We start from the raw sequence: 15,819 nt of genomic DNA, 5'->3' as shown, positions 1-15,819 counted from the left end.
GCCCGGTCCACATGCCGGGCACCTCGGCCGGCCCGGGTTTGTGGGTCCCACCTGCGCAGATCGGGTTCATCGGGGTCGGTGTGACCTTGATCGCAGCCCGAATCGCGAGACGGGAAGGACCACTCGCGACGGTCGGCGGCAGCGTCGATTCGGTCCCGGCCACCCGGTCGGGCGGGAAATGTCGGATCATGCCGGGGACCGGGAAACGCCCCGGGCGTCGAGCCGGGAAGTGGGGAGCACCGTGAGGGTTCGAATCGGCGTGGTGGTCGCGGTGGCGGCCGTCGTGCTGCCGGTGGCCGCGTGCAGCGGTGCCGGCGACGGCGACTCGAAGGCGCGTGGCGACAAGAGTGCGAGCCCGGCGGCGAACGGCGGCGGGGCGGGCGGCGATCTGCGCGCGGTGGACGCGTGCGCGGTGCTGACCGCCGAGCAGGTCTCGCAGGCGCTGGCGATGCCGGGGTTGCGGGCCGCGCAGAATCCGCTGGGCTGCGATTACGCGGCCGGTGACGGGACTCCGGTGATCAGTACGATCGCGACCCGGTCGAAGACCTCGGGCGGCGTGGACAAGGCGCTCGACGCGTACCTGGGCACGCTGGGCGGGGTCCGTACGGAGCAGGTGCCGGGGGTGGGCGACGCGGCGGTCTACGTGCAGCCGGACACGATCGGCGGGGTGTTGGTGGTCGCGGCGCGGCGCGGCGACGAGACGGCGGTGTTCTCGCTGAACGCCGGTGGCGGCGATCCGCCGCCGAGCAAGGAGCAGTTGGTGTCGCTGGCGAAGCTCGCGGTGAGCAGGCTCTAGCGGAGAGTGGCCCACTCCCCTCTCCGCTGTCGCTGCGATCACGCTCGTGCGCGCAGAGTCACCCATGGGCTGAGGATACGGCTCGGAGGCGGGGTTGTGGAATGTACGGAAGTGGCAATCGGCGAACGAATTCTGACGTTCAGTCACCAATCATGACCGATTGTCGTGCACGGGCCGTCGGGCTCGGCGACGGGGGACCTATGACCCGGCTGATTCGCGCGTCGGCGGGCACATGATGAGCAGGGGAGTGACACACCCGGGCGCGGTGGGGACCGAAAGGCGCCGACGGGTTCGTACCCTTCGTACCGGGAGCGACGACGTGAGTGATCTGCCGAGCACCCCCGGGCCGCGACGCGAGCGCTTCGAGCGCGACGCCGTGCCGTTCCTGGACCCGCTCTACCCGGCCGCGCTGCGGATGACCCGCAACGCGTCGGATGCCGAGGACCTGGTCCAGGAGACCTTCACCAAGGCGTACGCGTCCTTCCACCAGTTCCGCGACGGGACCAATCTGAAGGCCTGGCTGTACCGGATCCTCACCAACACCTTCATCACCTCCTACCGCAAGAAACAGCGACAGCCGCTGGAGACGGCGGCGCAGGAGATCGAGGACTGGCAGCTGTACCGGGCCGGCACGCACGAGTCGACCGGGCTGCGCTCGGCGGAGACCGAGGCACTCGACCACCTGCCGGACTCGGCGGTGGTGGCCGCGCTGCGGGCGCTGCCGGCGGAGTTCCGGGTCGCGGTGTATCTGGCCGACGTCGAGGGCTATGCGTACAAGGACATCGCCGCGTTCATGGGGGTGCCGCTGGGCACGGTGATGTCGCGGCTGCACCGGGGGCGGCGCCGGTTGCGCGAGGCGTTGGCGGACTACGCGCGCGAACGCGGGTTCGTCGTGGCGGCGTAGTCCGCCGGGTGGCTTCGCGCGCTGTTACAGGTGCTTGAGGATCGCGGGCAGCAGGTCGTGGTACGTGTTGCCCTTGGTCGACTCGCCGATCGCGGTCAGCGCCCAACCCTCGGCGACGCGCACCAGCTTGACCATGATCTGCGCGTCGTGGCCGCCGTGCTCGGACAGTTCGAAGCGCACCAGTTCGCTGCCATCGTGCTCGTCGACGATCCGGCAGTGCGCTTCGGCCACCTTGGCGAAGGCGCTGCTGGAGTCCGAGCTGACCGTGAAGACCAGGGCGGTCACGCGCGGCGACAGCGACTCGAGGTCGACGATGATCGACTCGTCGTCACCCTCGCCGGCGCCGGTGGTGTTGTCGCCGGTGTGCTTGACCGCACCGTCCTTGGAGACCAACTGCCTCGGCCACACGGTGTCCACGAGGTGGTGGTCGGCATCGAACAGCAGGCAGGACGCGTCCAGGTCGACGCCGGTGAGCGCCTGCAGACCCGGGCGCAGGCCCTTGTGCCGGATCGCCTCCCAGCCCAGTCCCATCCGGACCCGGGCGGCCGAACCGGACTCGCCCTTGCCGAGCACGACGCTCTCCCCCTGTGCGAGAACAACCGTCATCGCAACTCCCCTCTACGGTGGTTCCCCGAAAGTTGGTTCCCCGATTGCGGTGACCGATCGGACGAGCGGCCACGGATGGGGAGCATCCTAGGACGAGTGGATCAGCGCGGTCGGCCCACCACGTCGTTCGTGGCAAGTCGAGGGATTTCCGGCCCGGTGGACGACCTGCCGGTCAGGCGGTCGTGCCCGGCCGGGGGGTCGCCGAGGAGCTGCTCCGGTCGGGGATGTCGACCACGTCGCCGGGCGCCGGCGCGGTCACCGTGACCGGTACGTCGAAGTCGCCGTAGCTGATCGAGCCGGTGTTGGTGGCGCCCTGCGACACGATCAGGACCGGGTACGGCTTGCCGCCCTGGGCCTCGATGTAGACCTTGCCGTCGTCCTGTCCGGGCGGACCGGTGAGCGGGATCATCTTGCGGTTGTTGATCGTCTCGACCGGCAGCTTGATGCCGTTCTCCGGGAAGTCCTTCAGCGCCGCGCCCGGGTCGGCGACCGTGGTGATGCCGCGTATGCCGCCCAACTTCGCGCTGTTGACATCGCCCCGGAGCCACTTGCCGGCGAGCAACTTGGCCGCGAAATCGCCGTCCACGGCTCCGCCGACGAGGGACCGGAACGCCTGTTCGTCGCCCTGGACGTACATCGCGGAGCCGATCCGGCGTACGTCCAACTTGACGCCGTCCTGCTCGATCCGGCCCTGGAAGTCCTCGCTGCCGCGGTCCACGCGCAGGTCGAGCCTGGTCACCTTGCCCTTGGCGGTGATGTCCGCGACGACGTGCACGGTCTTGATCTTCGTCGCGGACTGCTTGGCGCGGCGCACCAGTTCGCCGACGTCGAGATCCTCGTTCTTGACGTTCTCGTCCAGCCCCGACCCGCCCCGATCGCCCGAAGCCACCGGAGTCGGGGAAACCTTGTCGACGGTGGACAGCGGACTCCGCCCGTTCCCACACCCGCTCAGCACCGCGAGCGACACACCCACGACCGCCGCGACCCCGAGACCCTTCACCCTCACCACAACCACCCGCCCCACACCCGTTCCTCCCGTTGCCTCGCCCCTGGGACGCCCCGCCCCGATTCCCGGTTCCCCGGGGCCCGAGTCCACGCTAGGGGGCGGCCACCCACATGTCGCAGGGGAGACCCCTTGACCCGTAAGGGAAACCCCTTGACTCCTCCACGGCAGGCTCGCAATCAGCCTCCCACGGACCGGGAATCAACGGCGCTCCGTGGCCCGCGGATGGCCGGTTCCGGCGAAGGTGACCCAGCACGTGTCGCGGGCCGTGTCCACGAGGTACCGGATACGACCGCCGCCGGTCACCTCGATCACCGCGCCCGGGGGTCATGCCCCGGCTCGGGGGTCGGGGGCCGGGCCGTAGTCCTCGTCGTGGTTCCGGGTCAGCGCGGCCAGGAGTTCGGGGTCCGAGTGGACCTCGGCGGTGTGCTGCCACGCGGTGAGCAACTGCGCGACGGAGGCGCTGTTGCCGACGGAGTCCGCAGCCCGCATCGTGTCGACCAATTCGACGGCGAAGGCATGGACATCCGCCTCGGGGAGAAACCTGACCCAGGGGAAAGCGTCCGGCAATACGTCGAGGAGCAACTCCGTGCTCCCCGGCTCGCGTCGCGCCATCGCGGCCAGTATCCGCGTGGCGGCCGACACCACGCTCTGGTCCTGTTCAGCTCGTGCCGCAGTGGTGAGCACCAGGTCCTCGCCGTCTCTGCGGTGCAACAACAACCGTGGTGATTCGTTGAGCAGCGCAAGCGTCTGCTTGTTCTTGTTCACCAACTCGGAGAAGTTGACAGCGGCGTTCTCGATGGCCATGACTTTGAAACTACTTCGAAACTCTCGCGCTGTCATCACCCGAAAGGGGCACACCCCTCGGTGTCGGCGTGCTCGAAGCGGCGCCGGCAGGGCGTCTGCGCAGGCTGCCGACCCGACGCGCGCAAATGGGCGACCGGACTCCCGGCGCCCGGTCGGACCCGCATAGCATCGGCGGGTCGGCTGCCGTCCCTGGAGGTTGCTTCGTGTCTGCGCTCCTGTCTGCGCACGGTCCCGTATCCGATCGGGGCGACGCGGTGGTCGTTGCCGGGGAGGCGATGTCGCGGGAGGCGTTGTTCGGGGCGGCGGGGGCGTTGGCCGAGCGGATCGGTGCGGCGGCGACGGTCGCGGTTCGGGCCGAGGCGGGTCTGGGGACCGTGGTGGCCACCCTGGCCGGGCTGTTGGCGGGTGTCCCGGTCGTGCCGGTGCCGCCGGATTCGGGGCCGACGGAGCGGGCACACATCCTGGCCGACTCGGGCGCGACGCTGCTGATCGCGCCGGGGCCGTGGACGGACGGTGGGCTGCCCGGCATCGCGGTCGACCTCGGCGCGCGGTCGGCGCGCACGTACCCGGAGCCGGCGCCCGACACGACCGCGCTGATCCTGTACACCAGCGGCACCACGGGCGCGCCGAAGGGTGTGCTGATCTCGCACGCCGCGATCGCCGCCTGTCTGGACGGCCTCGCGGACGCGTGGGCGTGGACGCCGGACGACGTCCTCGTGCACGGCCTGCCGCTGTTCCACGCGCACGGCCTCGTGCTCGGCGTGCTGGGCGCGCTGCGCATCGGCTCGCGTGTGGTGCACACCGGTCGGCCCACGCCGGCGGCCTACGCGGCAGCCGGCGGCAGTCTGTACTTCGGGGTGCCCACGGTGTGGTCGCGGATCGCGCAGGACCCGGACGCGGCACGGGCGTTGGCCGGCGCACGGCTGTTGGTGTCCGGGAGCGCGCCGCTGCCGGTACCGGTGTTCGAGGGGATCGCCGAACTCACCGGACACCGGCCGATCGAGCGCTACGGCATGACCGAGACGCTGATGACGATCAGTACGCGCGCCGACGGCGAGCGTCGACCCGGCTTCGTCGGCCTGCCGATCGCGGGTGTCCGTACCCGACTCGTCGGCGAGGACGGCTCGCCGTGTCCGTACGACGGCGAGACGGTCGGCGAGTTGCAGATCCAGTCGCCGACCCTGTTCCACGGCTACCTGAACCGCCCCGACGCGACCGCCGCGACCTTCACCCCGGACGGCTGGTTCCGCACCGGCGATGTGGCGGTGATCGCCGCCGACGGCTGGCACCGCATCGTCGGCCGCGCCGGCACCGACCTGATCAAGACCGGCGGCTACCGGGTGGGCGCGGGCGAGGTCGAGGGCGCGTTGCTGGCCCACCCGGCGGTACGCGAGGCCGCGGTGATCGGCGTTCCGCACACCGACCTGGGCCAGGAGATCGTCGCCTTCGTGGTCCTGGGCGGCGAGGTGACCGAACGCCAACTGATCGACCACGTAGCCGGCGACCTGTCGGTGCACAAACGCCCGAGGCGGGTGATCTTCGTGCCCGACCTCCCGCGCAACGCAATGGGCAAGATCCAGAAGAAGTTGCTCGCAGGCTGACGCGAAATCGCCCCGAAACCAACCCTTCTGACTATCCGTCAGGTGCGCTGGGCGATCAGGGTGGTCTCCGGGAGGCGGACCAGCGGGATCCTGCGGTCGGTGCGGGTCTGGTAGTTGGCGTAATAGGCGCGGTCCGCGGTGAGCGCCGTCCAGGTCTCGGCGTACTCGTCGGCTTCCAGGATTTCCGGCGTACTCCAGTACGTGGCGCGTTGGACTCGGACGAGCAGCTGCGGGTTGGCCGTGCGGTCGGTGAGGTTCACGTACCAGGACGGGTGCTTCGCGGCGCCGGCGAAGGAGGCGACCACGACGCGCCGGCCGTTCTCGTCCGCCCAGAACGGGAGTGCGACCTTGTGCAGCCGGCCGCTTCTGCGGCCGACCGTGTGCACGAGCACGTGATCCATGCCGGCCAGGTGCCAGACGTCGTCGCCGTCGGACTGCTCCAGCTGCGAGACATGCTCCCTGGTGAAGAGGACGATCTCCTCGGGCGAGGGCTCGATGAACTCGTCGTTCTGCTGTTCCACCATGATCGTTCTCCAGGGAGCGCACGGGCGGCGGTTCGGTTGCGCGACTCTAGCCGCGACCTCGCCAACCGGCAATGGTGGTACGGGCATCCGAACGCACCCGGCTCAGTGCAACGGCTGCGCCGGCGGGTACACCACGAGCGCCGCGTCCAGGGACGGCTCCCATGCCTCCCGGGCCCGCGTCCGCGGCAGCAGGATCCGAAACCGGTGCCATTCCGGGCCGCCGAGCGGGCCGCCGGGGCGCGCCGCGTCGGCCTGCTGCCAGGTGCGCAGTTCGGCGAACAGGCGGTGCCAACGGCGGTTGCTCCGACCGAAATCCGCCCCGACGGTTCGCGACAGCCGGTACAGCGGCACCAGGCACACCGTGCCGGCCAGGATCCCGCCGAGCCCGAGCGCGCGGTCCTCGGCCAGGCCCTCGGCGTTCACGTAGGTATCGATCGCGAACCAGTACAGGAAGCCGAGAAACGCGAACAACATCGTGGCGGCGTACATCGGGCCCACCCGGACGCCGGTCGGCCCACTGCCGAGAGATGTCGCCAAATGCGCGCGGGCCAACCACAACCGGCGCAGAATCTCGTCCGGCGGCACCGGCACCTGTGGCAACACCGGCTCGCCCCAGAACGTCGGCCGAGGCGCCTCCGGCACCGGATCCGGCAGCAGCGCCCAGTCGTCGGGCCACAACCACCGCCCGCCCGGCTCCGGTTGCCACGCCAACCCCGGCTCACAAAACGGCACTTCGAGCAGCCGAGGCGACCGCGACTCGGCCCGCCGGGACAGCATGTAACCACCCACCGCGAGCCCGATGCCCGCGCAGCCGAAGAAGACTGCGACCACGAGACTCGTCGACCCACCACCACCGCCGTCGATCAACGACGATGGCAACACGAACGCCGCGACCACCCCGGCCACCACCGCCGCCGTTTTCAGCAACAGACCGAAGAATCGCACCGATCCCCCAAACGCCGCTGCATCCACCGATGTGGACCCCCACGGTGGAGCCACCGTAACGGCCCTCGGATCCCGATGGAGGTCGCGCTGCCGCCGGCGTGACCCGCCCGGACCGACCCGGAGTCGGGTGCTCGCCGCGTGGGTCGAGCGGCGCCCCGGGCCGGCATCCCGGGTCGGCGCGCGGCTCGGCTCAGGAGTGGGTGAACGCCGGGCTGTCGGCGGGGTCCGGGAACTCGCGATACGCGTCCATGCCCGCGCCGGCATGGCCGTCGGCCGAGATGATCGGGTAACGCGCGGAAGCAGCCCCGACCATCAGCCCGTCGCCCCCAGCTTGAATACGCGCATCGCGTTCTCCCGCAGGAACTTCGGCCGCACCTCGGGCCGGAACGGCACGTCCGGCAGCTCGCGGAAGATCCGCTCCAGGGACAGGCCCATCGGGTAGTAACCCGCGTACATCACCTTGTCCGCGCCGCGCGTGTTCGCGTAGTCGACGATCGCCTTCGGGTAGTACTTCGGCGCGAACGCGGAGGTCATGTAGTACAGCCCGGGCCACTTGAGCATCAGCTTGACCGCCAGGTCCTCCCACGGCTCCGCGCCGTGTCGCATCACGATGCGCAGCTCGGGGAAGTCGTAGCAGACCTGGTCGAAGTGCATGACGTCCTGACACGCGGACGGCACGCGTGGTCCGGCGATGCCCGCGTTGGCCACGATCGGCAGGTCCAGGTCGATACAGGTCTGGTAGATCGGGTAGTAGCGCCGATCGCTCACCGGGACCTGTGGATTGCAGCCGGCCGGGAACGTGGTCACCGCGACGATCCCGTGCTCGTCGTGCGCCTGCCGGATCCGCCGCACCGTCGCGGTGATCTCGTTCGGGTCCACCTCCAGCGTGGGCCGAAACCGCTTCGGGTGTTCCGCGATCGCCCGCAGCGCGGTCTCGCTCAGCCCGACCAGGCCGATCTCGACGCCGCACGCGTCCATGTGACCGACCGTCACCTCGACCGGGTCGACGCCGTCGGCCAGCGTGTTGGGGACCCCCTTGAACATGTACTCGGCGGGGAACTCCATCTCGCCGCTCTGCGCGTCGCGCAGTTGCGGCTTGAGGAAGTCGTAGTGGCTCTTGGCCTGGGCACTCGGGAAGCCGATCAGCAGATCGACCGCCCCCGGTTCGACCGTGGATCCGGCGCCGGACATGGCAAACCCCCTGCACCATCAAGTTGATTGACTCCGTCAACTTAACAGCCGCAGGGGGTCGGATCCATAGCCGAAGCGCCCGCTCAGCGGTTGCTCATCGCCTGCTTGATCAGCGTCCGGCCGAAGTCCCACATCAGCCCGGTGCCCTTGTGCGCGTCGTCCATCACGTCCACGAAGCCCTTGACGAACGTGTCCACGTCCGGCTGCCCGATCACATACGGCGGCAGCAGCTTGATCACGTCCATGTGATCGCCCGCGACCTGGGTGAGCACCCGGTGCCGCTGGAACATCGGCACCACCACCATCTGCGCGAACAGCCCGTGCCGGGCCGCCTGCAACGCCGTCCACCCGGCGCGCAGCTTGAGCGAACGCGGCCTGCCGAACTCCAGGCCGATCATCAGGCCCCGCCCGCGCACCTCGGCGAACAGCTCGTACTTGTCGATCAGCGGGGTCAGCCCGGCCACGAACGCGTCGCCCATCCGCGCGCTGTTCCCGATCAGATCCTCGTCGTCGAGCACCGCGAGGGTGGCCAGGCCCGCCGCCATCGCCTGGTTGTTCCCGCCGAACGTGCAGTCGTGCACGAGCACCCGGTCCATCGTCGAATAGACCTTCTTGAACACCCAGTCCCGGGTCAGCGTCGCGCCGATCGGCACATAGCCGCCGGACAGCGCCTTGGCCACCGTGACGATGTCCGGCTCGACGCCGTCCTCCCACTGGTACGCGAAGAACTTCCCGGTGCGGCCCATCCCGGTCTGCACCTCGTCCGCGATCAACAACGCGCCGTGCTCGCGCAACAACGTCTGCGCGGCGGCCAGCCACCCCGGCGGCGGTGCGAGCACACCCTTGCCCAGGATCGGCTCGACGATCAGCGCCGCCACGTCGCCGCGCTTCAACTCGCGTGCCAATGCGTCCAGATCGCCCAGCGCGATGCCCACGTCCGGCAGCAGTGGCTCGAAGCCCTTGCGGAACTCGGCCGCGCCGTTGACGGACAGTGCGCCGGTGGTCAGTCCGTGGAAGGCGTGGTCGATGTAGACGATCCGGCGCCGCCCGGTGGCGAACCGGGCGAACTTGAGCGCGGCCTCGACCGCCTCCGTCCCGCTGTTGCAGAAGTAGACCCGCTCCATCCCCGGCGCCCGGGCCAGCAGCCGATCCGCCAGCGCGGCGGCCAGCGGCGGAGTGTGGAAGTGCACGATGTCCGGTAGATCGAGCGCGATCACGTCCTGCATCGCCTTGCGCACCACGGGGTGGTGTCGGCCGACCCCGTAGGTGCCGAACCCGGACAGGAAGTCCAGGTATCGCTCCCCCTTGTCGTCGTACAGGTACGGCCCCTCGGCCCGGACGTAGTTCCGGTCCATGCCGATCGTCCGCAACACGCGCGGGAGTTGCGGATTGAGGTGCTTCGCGTGCAGCTCGAAACCGCGGTCCGCGTACGCCTCGTACGTCTCACCCAGGTCGAACGTCATCGCCCGCCGTACCTCCTGACTTGGTTCGCTCGTCGTTGGCCCAGTCAACCAGGGCCGGGGTCGCGTGCCGCAGCGTGCGAAAGGCCCGGAACCCGTCCACCACCAGGCGCGGCCGGAGCAGCTCGCGCTCCGGGGTGTCGGTGATCACCCGCACCACGGCGGCCGGCCGCTCGCCCGCCGCCGCCAGCAGATACACCGACTCCATGTCGGCGGCCAACACCCCGCGCCCGCGCAGCTCCTGCCGGGCCCGGCCCTTGACCAGCCTGTCCACCGTCTCGATCGGCCCGTGATGCAGCCTCAGCTTCGGGGAGACCTGGTGCATCCACGCCAACAGCCGCCCGGAGGTGGGCAGTTCGATCACGGTCCCGTCCGGGCCGCGCACCTCGGAGGCGATCACCACGTCCCCCACCGACACCCCCTCCCCCACCCCCGCGCCGAATCCGGCGACCGCGAGCGAGCCGTACTCCTCGGTCGGGAGCGCGGCCAGGGCCCGCGCCCGAGCGCGAGCCCGGTCCGGCCCCATCCCCGCGCGCTCCACCCGCACATTGAAGGCGCCGATCAGCCCCGCCTCGACCGCACGCATCTCGATCCGCAGCGGGGTGACCACCATCAGGGGCATGACTCAACCTGTCGTCTCGGCAACCGCCGCGGCCGTGCCGGCCATCGGGAGCGCCGCATACCGGCCGAGCGCCATCACCGGGAACACGAGCCGATACATGTGGTACTTGATGTAGAAGTCGCCGGGGAAGCCGGTGCCGGTGAACTGCGGCTCGTCCCACCCGCCCAGCTCGTTCTGATGTTCCGTCAGCCACGCCACCCCGCGCTGCGCGACCTCGCCGAACTCGCCCGCCGCGTGCAGCGCGAGCAGCGCCCACGCGGTCTGCGACGCGGTCGACTCGCCGCGCCCGGACCACGCCGTGGCCTGGTCGTAGCTGCGCAGGTCCTCACCCCAGCCGCCGTCCGGATTCTGCTTCGCCACCAGCCAGCGCACCGCGCGCCGGATCGCCGCGTGCCGGGGGTCGACGCCCGCGGTCACCAGCGCGGGCACCACCGCACCGGTGCCGTAGATGTAGTTCGCGCCCCAGCGGCCGAACCACGACCCGTCCGCCTCCTGATGCTCCATCAGCCACTTGACGCCGTCCGCGACATAGGAGCTGTAGCGGGCGCCGCCGTCGGCGAGCATCTCCACGATATGCGCGGTGACGTCGGCCGAGGGCGGGTCGGTGACCGCGCCGAAGTCACAGAACGGCAGCTTCAGCGGCAGCATGCTGACGTTGTCCGCGTCGAACGCGCCCCAACCGCCATCCTTGCTGCGCATCCCCGCGGTCCACCGCTCGGCCCGGTCCAACACCGCGTCCTTGCGCGCGCCGTCCGGATGGTCGGTGTAGCGCAGCGCCATCACGATCTCGGCCGTGTCGTCCGTGTCCGGGTAGTAGTCGTTGGCGAACTCGAAGGCCCAGCCGCCCGGTTCCAGGTCCGGGCGGCGTACCGCCCAGTCGCCGACCTCGCGGATCTCCTCGTCCATCAGCCACCCGGCGGCCTTGACCACCCGGGGGTCGGACGCCGGAACTCCCGCGTCCCGCAGCGCGACCAGGGTCAGCCCGGTGTCCCACACCGGCGACTGGCACGCCTCGAACCGGCGGCGCGGCTCGCCGTGCTCGTCGGTGTCCACGATGGTGAAGCCGTCCAGGCCCTTGATGCCCTGGGCCATCACCGGGTGGTCGAGCGGATAGCCCATCAGCCGCAGGGCGATCAGCGAGTAGACCCACGGCGGTTGGATCCCGCCCCAGCCGCCGTCGGCCTCCTGGCGGCGCACGATCCACTGTTCGGCCTTGCGCATCGCGGTCTGCCGGATCGGCTTGATCGGCCGCTTCTGGTATTGGTGCAACCCGGCGTCCAGGGCGCGGAACACCTTCGACCACGGGTCGTCCGCGCCGGGCCGGGCCGGCACCGGGCCGGTGGGGCGCAGCTCGCGCAGGTCGAACGGCGCGGGCCTAACCGGGCGCAGCGAGCTGACGATGGTCAGCGGCACGATGGTCTGCCGGGCCCAGCAGGCGAAGTCGTAGACGTTGAGCGGGAACCACTTGGGCAGGTAGACGATCTCCGGGGGCAGCACCGGCAGTTCGTCCCACGACCACCAGCCGAAGAAGGCCAGCCAGAACCGGGTGAACACCCGGGTGTTGGCCAGTCCGCCGCGCTCGCGGATGAACGCGGCGGCGGCGGCCATGTGTTCGGCCTTCGGATCGTCACCGGCCAGCTTGAGCGCGACGTACGCCTCGACGGTCACCGACAGGTCGGCGGGGCCGCCGAAGAAGGTCGCCCAGGTGCCGTCGGAGCGCTGGTTGGCGCGGATCCACCGGGCACTGGCCAGGGTCTGTTCCTCGGTACGGATGCCCAGGAACTCGCGGAAGAGCAGGTCCTCCGCGTCCATCGTGACGTTGGTCTCCAACTCCCCCTTCCACCAGCCCGCATCGTCCTGAAGGTCCATCAGATGGGCGACGGCCTTGTCGAGCGCGTCCTTGACCCTGTCCTCGCTGACGTCGCCGATTCCCGGCTGGACGGTCACTGTCATCTCTTCACAACTCCCGAGTGGTGGTGAAGGCCGCGAGTGAGGTCAGGTCCGTGTAGGTACCTTGCGGGACGTCCAGCGAGTCCAGGCAGGCCATCGCCTGCTCCAGACGCCGCGCCGCCTCGGCCTCGGTGCGAGCGCGCCCGCCCGCTTCCTCGACGAGGCGTGCGGCCAGGGCGAGTCCCTCCTCGTTGCGCGGTCCTTCGTCCGTGTAGATGCGCGCCAGCTCGCGTCCGGCGGTCGTGTCGCTCGAGAGGGCGGCGACGACCGGCACGGACTTCTTGCGTCGGCGCAGGTCGTTCCAGGCGGGTTTGCCGGTGGTCTCGGGTCGCCCCCAGATGCCCAGCAGGTCGTCCACCGCCTGGAAGGCGACGCCGAGGTGGTGCCCGAAGCCGTACAGCGCCTGCACGCTGCGTTCGTCGGCGCCCGCGAGGGCCGCCCCGATCGCCGACGCGCAGGCCAGCAGGGCCCCGGTCTTGTTGCCCGCCATGGTCAGGCACTCCTCGACGGTGACGTCGAGTCGGGCCTCGAAGGACAGGTCCTGGGACTGTCCGTCGATCAACCTGGCGGTGGCTTCGGTGAGCATGCGGGCGGCCCGGTCGCCGTCCGCGTCGGCGTCCATCAGGACCTGTTCGGCCAACACGAGCAGTCCGTCGCCGGCCAGGACGGCAAGGCCCGGGCCGAACACCTTCCACGCGGTGGGCCGATGCCGGCGTTCCTCGTCACCGTCCATGAGGTCGTCGTGGATCAGCGAGAAGTTGTGCACGAGTTCGACCGCGACGGCGCCGGGGACGCCCACGGCGGTCGGCGCGCCGACCGCCTCGGCGGACAGCAGCGCCAGTGCCGGGCGCAGCGCCTTGCCGCCGTTGCCCGGCAGCTCGCGCCCCGCCTCGTCGGCCCACCCCATGTGGTACGCGGCCACCCGGGCCAGCGGCGGTTCGAGTCGGGCCGTCGCGACCCGCAGCGCGGGGCGGCTCGCCTCGCGCGCGCGATCGAGCACGGCGGGGGCGATCGATGCGTCGGCGAGCGTCATAGCGGTGTCGTCCTCTCCGGGATGGCACGGGTGCGGCCGAGATGCGGAAGGGCCTCACGGGCGGCGGAGCGGCCGCTGCGCACGGCACTCTCCATCGTCGCGGGCCATCCGGTGGCGGTCCACGCCCCGGCCAGGGCGAGACCGGGGACCGCGGTCCGGGGGCCGGGCCGCAGCCGGCCCGAACCGGGGGCGGGGCGAAAGGTCGCGGACCGTTCCTTGGTGACCACGAACCGCTCGACCCGGGCCGCCCGGGCAGCCGGCAACACGCGGGCCAGTTCCGGCACGAACCTATCCCGCAGTTGCGCGCTCGTCAGGTCGATTTCCCGACCCGCCGCGGACAGCGACACCGCCAGGTAACGGCCCGCCTCCAGGCCGTGTCCGGCACTGCGGTCGAACATCCACTGGACCGGTGTGCCGATGCCCGCGGCCAGCGGGACGTCGAGCACCGGGCGGTCGTAGACCACGTGCAGGTTCACGATCGGCGAGGTGCCGAGGCCGGCGAGCAGGGTCGGATCGGCGGGCATGTCGCCGAGCAGCAGGGCGCCCGCGGGCAACAACCGGGCCGCGTCGTAGTGCGGTACGGCCAGCACCACCGCCTCCGCCTCGATCCGCTCGCCGTCCGCGCGTATCACGAAGGTGCCGTCGGCGGCGCGCTCCAGCGCGTCCACCCGGCTGCGCAGCCGCACCTGCGCGCCCACGCGCGCCAGTGCCCGGCCGGCCGCGTCGCCGTGCAGTTCCTGCAGCGGGACCAGGCTCCAGCCGATGTCGGCGCCGTCGTTGCGATCGAGCACGCCGGTGCGGAAGACCTTGACGGCCATCGCGAGGGAGGCCTCGGTGGCGGGCAGGTTGAGCGTGGCGATGCCGATCAGGTCCCACATCGCCTCGCGTTCGCGGGCGGTGACGCCGTAGCGGTCCAGCCAGGCGGCGAAGGTGAGTTCGTCCAGGGCCGGGTCGGCCGGATCGAGCCGGCGCATCGCGAGCGCGGCGCGGCCGACCCGGGCCCGGCCGGCCATGGTCAACAGCGGGTAGCGGGCCAGCGCCGAGGACAGGTGCAGGGGGGCCGGGAGGGCGGAGCGGGCGAGCCGGGTCCGGGTGCCCCACGGGGTGCGCACCGGTACCTCCATCCTGGGTTGGAGGTGGACCTTGTCGGCGCTGCCGATCCGCTCCAGGAAGGAGATGTATTCGGTGCAGCAGCGCAGGAAGACGTGTTGCCCGTTGTCCAGCCACATGTCGTCGCGACGCAGCGAGAACGTCGCGCCGCCCAGTCTGGGCCGGCCCTCGAGGAGGGTGACCTCGACGCCGGCGTCGGCGGCGGTCAGCGCGGCGGTGATGCCCGCCAGGCCGCCCCCGATCACCACCATGCGTGCGCTCATGCCTTGCTCCGTACCCACGTGATCAATCCCTGTACCGGCCCCTGCGGCCGGTTTGCCACACCGGCCTCGGGCCGGTCATCGCCAGTGTCGCGCCCGGCGGCACGACACCGGAGGTTCACCGCCTGCGGGCGAGCAACGAGTGCGCGCCGACCGGCAGGCCGGCCAGTGCGCGGGTGGCGATCTCGGCCTTCTCCCAGCCCGGGAGCGAGAGCCGACCTATCAGTACCTGACCCGGTTCCTCACGGATTCTGGTCAGCAGCCGGCGATAGATGCCCGCCATCGCGCCGGTGCTGGCGGCGCTGCGCCGATCAAGGAGCGGAAGCAGGGTCAGCCCCCGCTCGAAGAGCTGCTCGGCGCGTTCGCCCTCGAACCGGACCAGGTCGTCGAAGGCGGCGCTCTGGGTGAACCGGCCGTCCCTGTGCCACGCGTCCTCCAGGCCGAACTTGGCCAGGTCCTCGCGGGGCAGGTAGACCCGGCCGTTGTCCTTGTCCTCCTTGATGTCGCGGAGGATGTTGGTGATCTGCAGCGCGATGCCCAGGGTGTCCGCGAGGTCGGGCGCGTGCAGCGAGTCGCGCGAGCCGAAGATGCCCAGCGAGAGCCGGCCCACGGTGCCCGCCACGCAGCGGCAGTAGACCCGCAGCTCGTCGAAGGTCTCGTACGCGGTCTCGCGCACGTCCATCTCGACGCCGTCGATCAGCTCGTCGAGCGCGGACAGCGGGATCGGGAAGCGGGTCGCGGCGTCGGCGAGCGCGACCGCGACCGGGTCTCGATCCGCGCTCAGGTCCTTGAGCTGCTTGCGCATCCGGGCCAACTCGGCGACCTTACGATCGGCCGGCAGGTCGCCGTCGCCGATGTCGTCGATCTCGCGCGCGAAGGCGTACACGGCACTGAGCGCGAGCCGCTTGGGCTCGGGCAGCAGCCTGATGCCGTAGTAGAAGTTGCGCGCCTGATTGCGGGTCAGGCGCTCGCAATACGCATACGAAGCGTCGACGTCCATGGTTCCC

The 15,819-nt window shown here is 70.8% G+C and carries 16 protein-coding genes; 3 read left to right on the top strand and 13 right to left on the bottom strand.

What is annotated here, in order from left to right; genetic code table 11:
* Positions 1-241: 241 nt before the first annotated feature.
* Together ABIA38_RS41390 and ABIA38_RS41385 are read left to right on the top strand one after the other, a co-directional pair.
* Entirely contained in the window at positions 242-796 is a 555-nt protein-coding gene (locus tag ABIA38_RS41390) for a DUF3558 family protein (RefSeq protein ID WP_424644166.1), read from the top strand.
* 265 nt (positions 797-1,061) lie between these two features.
* Positions 1,062-1,700, top strand: coding sequence for a sigma-70 family RNA polymerase sigma factor (locus tag ABIA38_RS41385; RefSeq protein ID WP_424644165.1), 639 nt, complete (start codon positions 1,062-1,064; stop codon positions 1,698-1,700).
* Between the two features lie 24 nt (positions 1,701-1,724).
* Here the strand turns inward: ABIA38_RS41385 and ABIA38_RS41380 are convergent, their stop codons facing one another.
* The 3 genes from ABIA38_RS41380 to ABIA38_RS41370 all read right to left on the bottom strand — a co-directional run bounded on the left by ABIA38_RS41380 (position 1,725) and on the right by ABIA38_RS41370 (position 4,116).
* Positions 1,725-2,306: a TerD family protein gene (locus ABIA38_RS41380; protein WP_424644164.1), complete on the bottom strand. Its 582-nt coding sequence runs from the start codon at positions 2,304-2,306 to the stop codon at positions 1,725-1,727.
* Between the two features lie 172 nt (positions 2,307-2,478).
* Positions 2,479-3,312: a hypothetical protein gene (locus tag ABIA38_RS41375; protein ID WP_424644163.1), complete on the bottom strand. Its 834-nt coding sequence runs from the start codon at positions 3,310-3,312 to the stop codon at positions 2,479-2,481.
* A 324-nt stretch (positions 3,313-3,636) separates the two neighbouring features.
* Entirely contained in the window at positions 3,637-4,116 is a 480-nt protein-coding gene (locus ABIA38_RS41370; RefSeq protein WP_424644162.1) for a hypothetical protein, read from the bottom strand.
* Between the two features lie 275 nt (positions 4,117-4,391).
* Between ABIA38_RS41370 and ABIA38_RS41365 the strand changes: the two genes are divergently transcribed.
* Positions 4,392-5,717, top strand: coding sequence for an acyl-CoA synthetase (locus tag ABIA38_RS41365; RefSeq protein WP_424644195.1), 1,326 nt, complete (start codon positions 4,392-4,394; stop codon positions 5,715-5,717).
* A 38-nt stretch (positions 5,718-5,755) separates the two neighbouring features.
* On the opposite strand, the gene ABIA38_RS41360 is transcribed toward ABIA38_RS41365, so the two are convergent.
* The 10 genes from ABIA38_RS41360 to hpnD form a co-directional block, all read right to left on the bottom strand.
* Positions 5,756-6,241 carry a nitroreductase/quinone reductase family protein gene (locus ABIA38_RS41360; RefSeq protein WP_424644161.1) on the bottom strand — a complete coding sequence of 162 codons (486 nt, stop codon included), beginning with the start codon at positions 6,239-6,241 and terminating at the stop codon, positions 5,756-5,758.
* Positions 6,242-6,343: 102 nt separating this feature from the next.
* Positions 6,344-7,186 (bottom strand): hypothetical protein, encoded by an 843-nt coding sequence (locus tag ABIA38_RS41355; protein ID WP_424644160.1) that lies wholly within the window; start codon positions 7,184-7,186, stop codon positions 6,344-6,346.
* Between the two features lie 190 nt (positions 7,187-7,376).
* On the bottom strand, positions 7,377-7,499 hold the full coding sequence (locus ABIA38_RS41350) for a hypothetical protein (protein WP_424644159.1): 123 nt from the start codon (positions 7,497-7,499) through the stop codon (positions 7,377-7,379).
* Positions 7,499-8,377 carry an amidohydrolase family protein gene (locus tag ABIA38_RS41345; protein ID WP_424644158.1) on the bottom strand — a complete coding sequence of 293 codons (879 nt, stop codon included), beginning with the start codon at positions 8,375-8,377 and terminating at the stop codon, positions 7,499-7,501. The genes ABIA38_RS41350 and ABIA38_RS41345 overlap by 1 nt, the downstream gene beginning before the upstream one ends.
* 83 nt (positions 8,378-8,460) lie before the next feature.
* Positions 8,461-9,840 carry an aspartate aminotransferase family protein gene (locus ABIA38_RS41340; protein WP_424644157.1) on the bottom strand — a complete coding sequence of 460 codons (1,380 nt, stop codon included), beginning with the start codon at positions 9,838-9,840 and terminating at the stop codon, positions 8,461-8,463.
* Positions 9,821-10,459 (bottom strand): 1-hydroxy-2-methyl-2-butenyl 4-diphosphate reductase, encoded by a 639-nt coding sequence (locus ABIA38_RS41335; RefSeq protein ID WP_424644156.1) that lies wholly within the window; start codon positions 10,457-10,459, stop codon positions 9,821-9,823. The genes ABIA38_RS41340 and ABIA38_RS41335 overlap by 20 nt, the downstream gene beginning before the upstream one ends.
* A 3-nt stretch (positions 10,460-10,462) precedes the next feature.
* Positions 10,463-12,412: a squalene--hopene cyclase gene (gene shc, locus ABIA38_RS41330; protein ID WP_424644155.1), complete on the bottom strand. Its 1,950-nt coding sequence runs from the start codon at positions 12,410-12,412 to the stop codon at positions 10,463-10,465.
* Positions 12,413-12,416: 4 nt separating this feature from the next.
* Positions 12,417-13,442, bottom strand: a complete 1,026-nt coding sequence (locus ABIA38_RS41325) for a polyprenyl synthetase family protein (RefSeq protein ID WP_424644154.1) — start codon at positions 13,440-13,442, stop codon at positions 12,417-12,419.
* Positions 13,439-14,815, bottom strand: coding sequence for a hydroxysqualene dehydroxylase HpnE (gene hpnE / locus ABIA38_RS41320; RefSeq protein ID WP_424644153.1), 1,377 nt, complete (start codon positions 14,813-14,815; stop codon positions 13,439-13,441). The genes ABIA38_RS41325 and hpnE overlap by 4 nt, the downstream gene beginning before the upstream one ends.
* Before the next feature lie 115 nt (positions 14,816-14,930).
* Entirely contained in the window at positions 14,931-15,812 is an 882-nt protein-coding gene (hpnD, locus tag ABIA38_RS41315; RefSeq protein WP_424644152.1) for a presqualene diphosphate synthase HpnD, read from the bottom strand.
* Positions 15,813-15,819: the final 7 nt, after the last annotated feature.

The sequence above is a fragment of the Embleya sp. AB8 genome (assembly GCF_049739465.1).
GTDB lineage: Bacteria > Actinomycetota > Actinomycetes > Streptomycetales > Streptomycetaceae > Embleya.
Note: the sequence above shows the minus strand (reverse complement) of the source record. Positions and strands in the feature narration are given on the sequence as shown.

Bases quoted from the DNA above. Each gene is read 5' to 3' on its own strand.
- ABIA38_RS41380 (WP_424644164.1), bottom strand. From the start codon at position 2,306: ATGACGGTTGTTCTCGCACAGGGGGAGAGCGTCGTGCTCGGCAAGGGC.
- ABIA38_RS41370 (WP_424644162.1), bottom strand. From the start codon at position 4,116: ATGGCCATCGAGAACGCCGCTGTCAACTTCTCCGAGTTGGTGAACAAG.
- ABIA38_RS41365 (WP_424644195.1), top strand. From the start codon at position 4,392: ATGTCGCGGGAGGCGTTGTTCGGGGCGGCGGGGGCGTTGGCCGAGCGG.
- ABIA38_RS41360 (WP_424644161.1), bottom strand. From the start codon at position 6,241: ATGGTGGAACAGCAGAACGACGAGTTCATCGAGCCCTCGCCCGAGGAG.
- ABIA38_RS41350 (WP_424644159.1), bottom strand. From the start codon at position 7,499: ATGGTCGGGGCTGCTTCCGCGCGTTACCCGATCATCTCGGCCGACGGC.
- ABIA38_RS41345 (WP_424644158.1), bottom strand. From the start codon at position 8,377: ATGTCCGGCGCCGGATCCACGGTCGAACCGGGGGCGGTCGATCTGCTG.
- ABIA38_RS41340 (WP_424644157.1), bottom strand. From the start codon at position 9,840: ATGACGTTCGACCTGGGTGAGACGTACGAGGCGTACGCGGACCGCGGT.
- ABIA38_RS41335 (WP_424644156.1), bottom strand. From the start codon at position 10,459: ATGCCCCTGATGGTGGTCACCCCGCTGCGGATCGAGATGCGTGCGGTC.
- shc (WP_424644155.1), bottom strand. From the start codon at position 12,412: ATGACAGTGACCGTCCAGCCGGGAATCGGCGACGTCAGCGAGGACAGG.
- ABIA38_RS41325 (WP_424644154.1), bottom strand. From the start codon at position 13,442: ATGACGCTCGCCGACGCATCGATCGCCCCCGCCGTGCTCGATCGCGCG.
- hpnE (WP_424644153.1), bottom strand. From the start codon at position 14,815: ATGAGCGCACGCATGGTGGTGATCGGGGGCGGCCTGGCGGGCATCACC.
- hpnD (WP_424644152.1), bottom strand. From the start codon at position 15,812: ATGGACGTCGACGCTTCGTATGCGTATTGCGAGCGCCTGACCCGCAAT.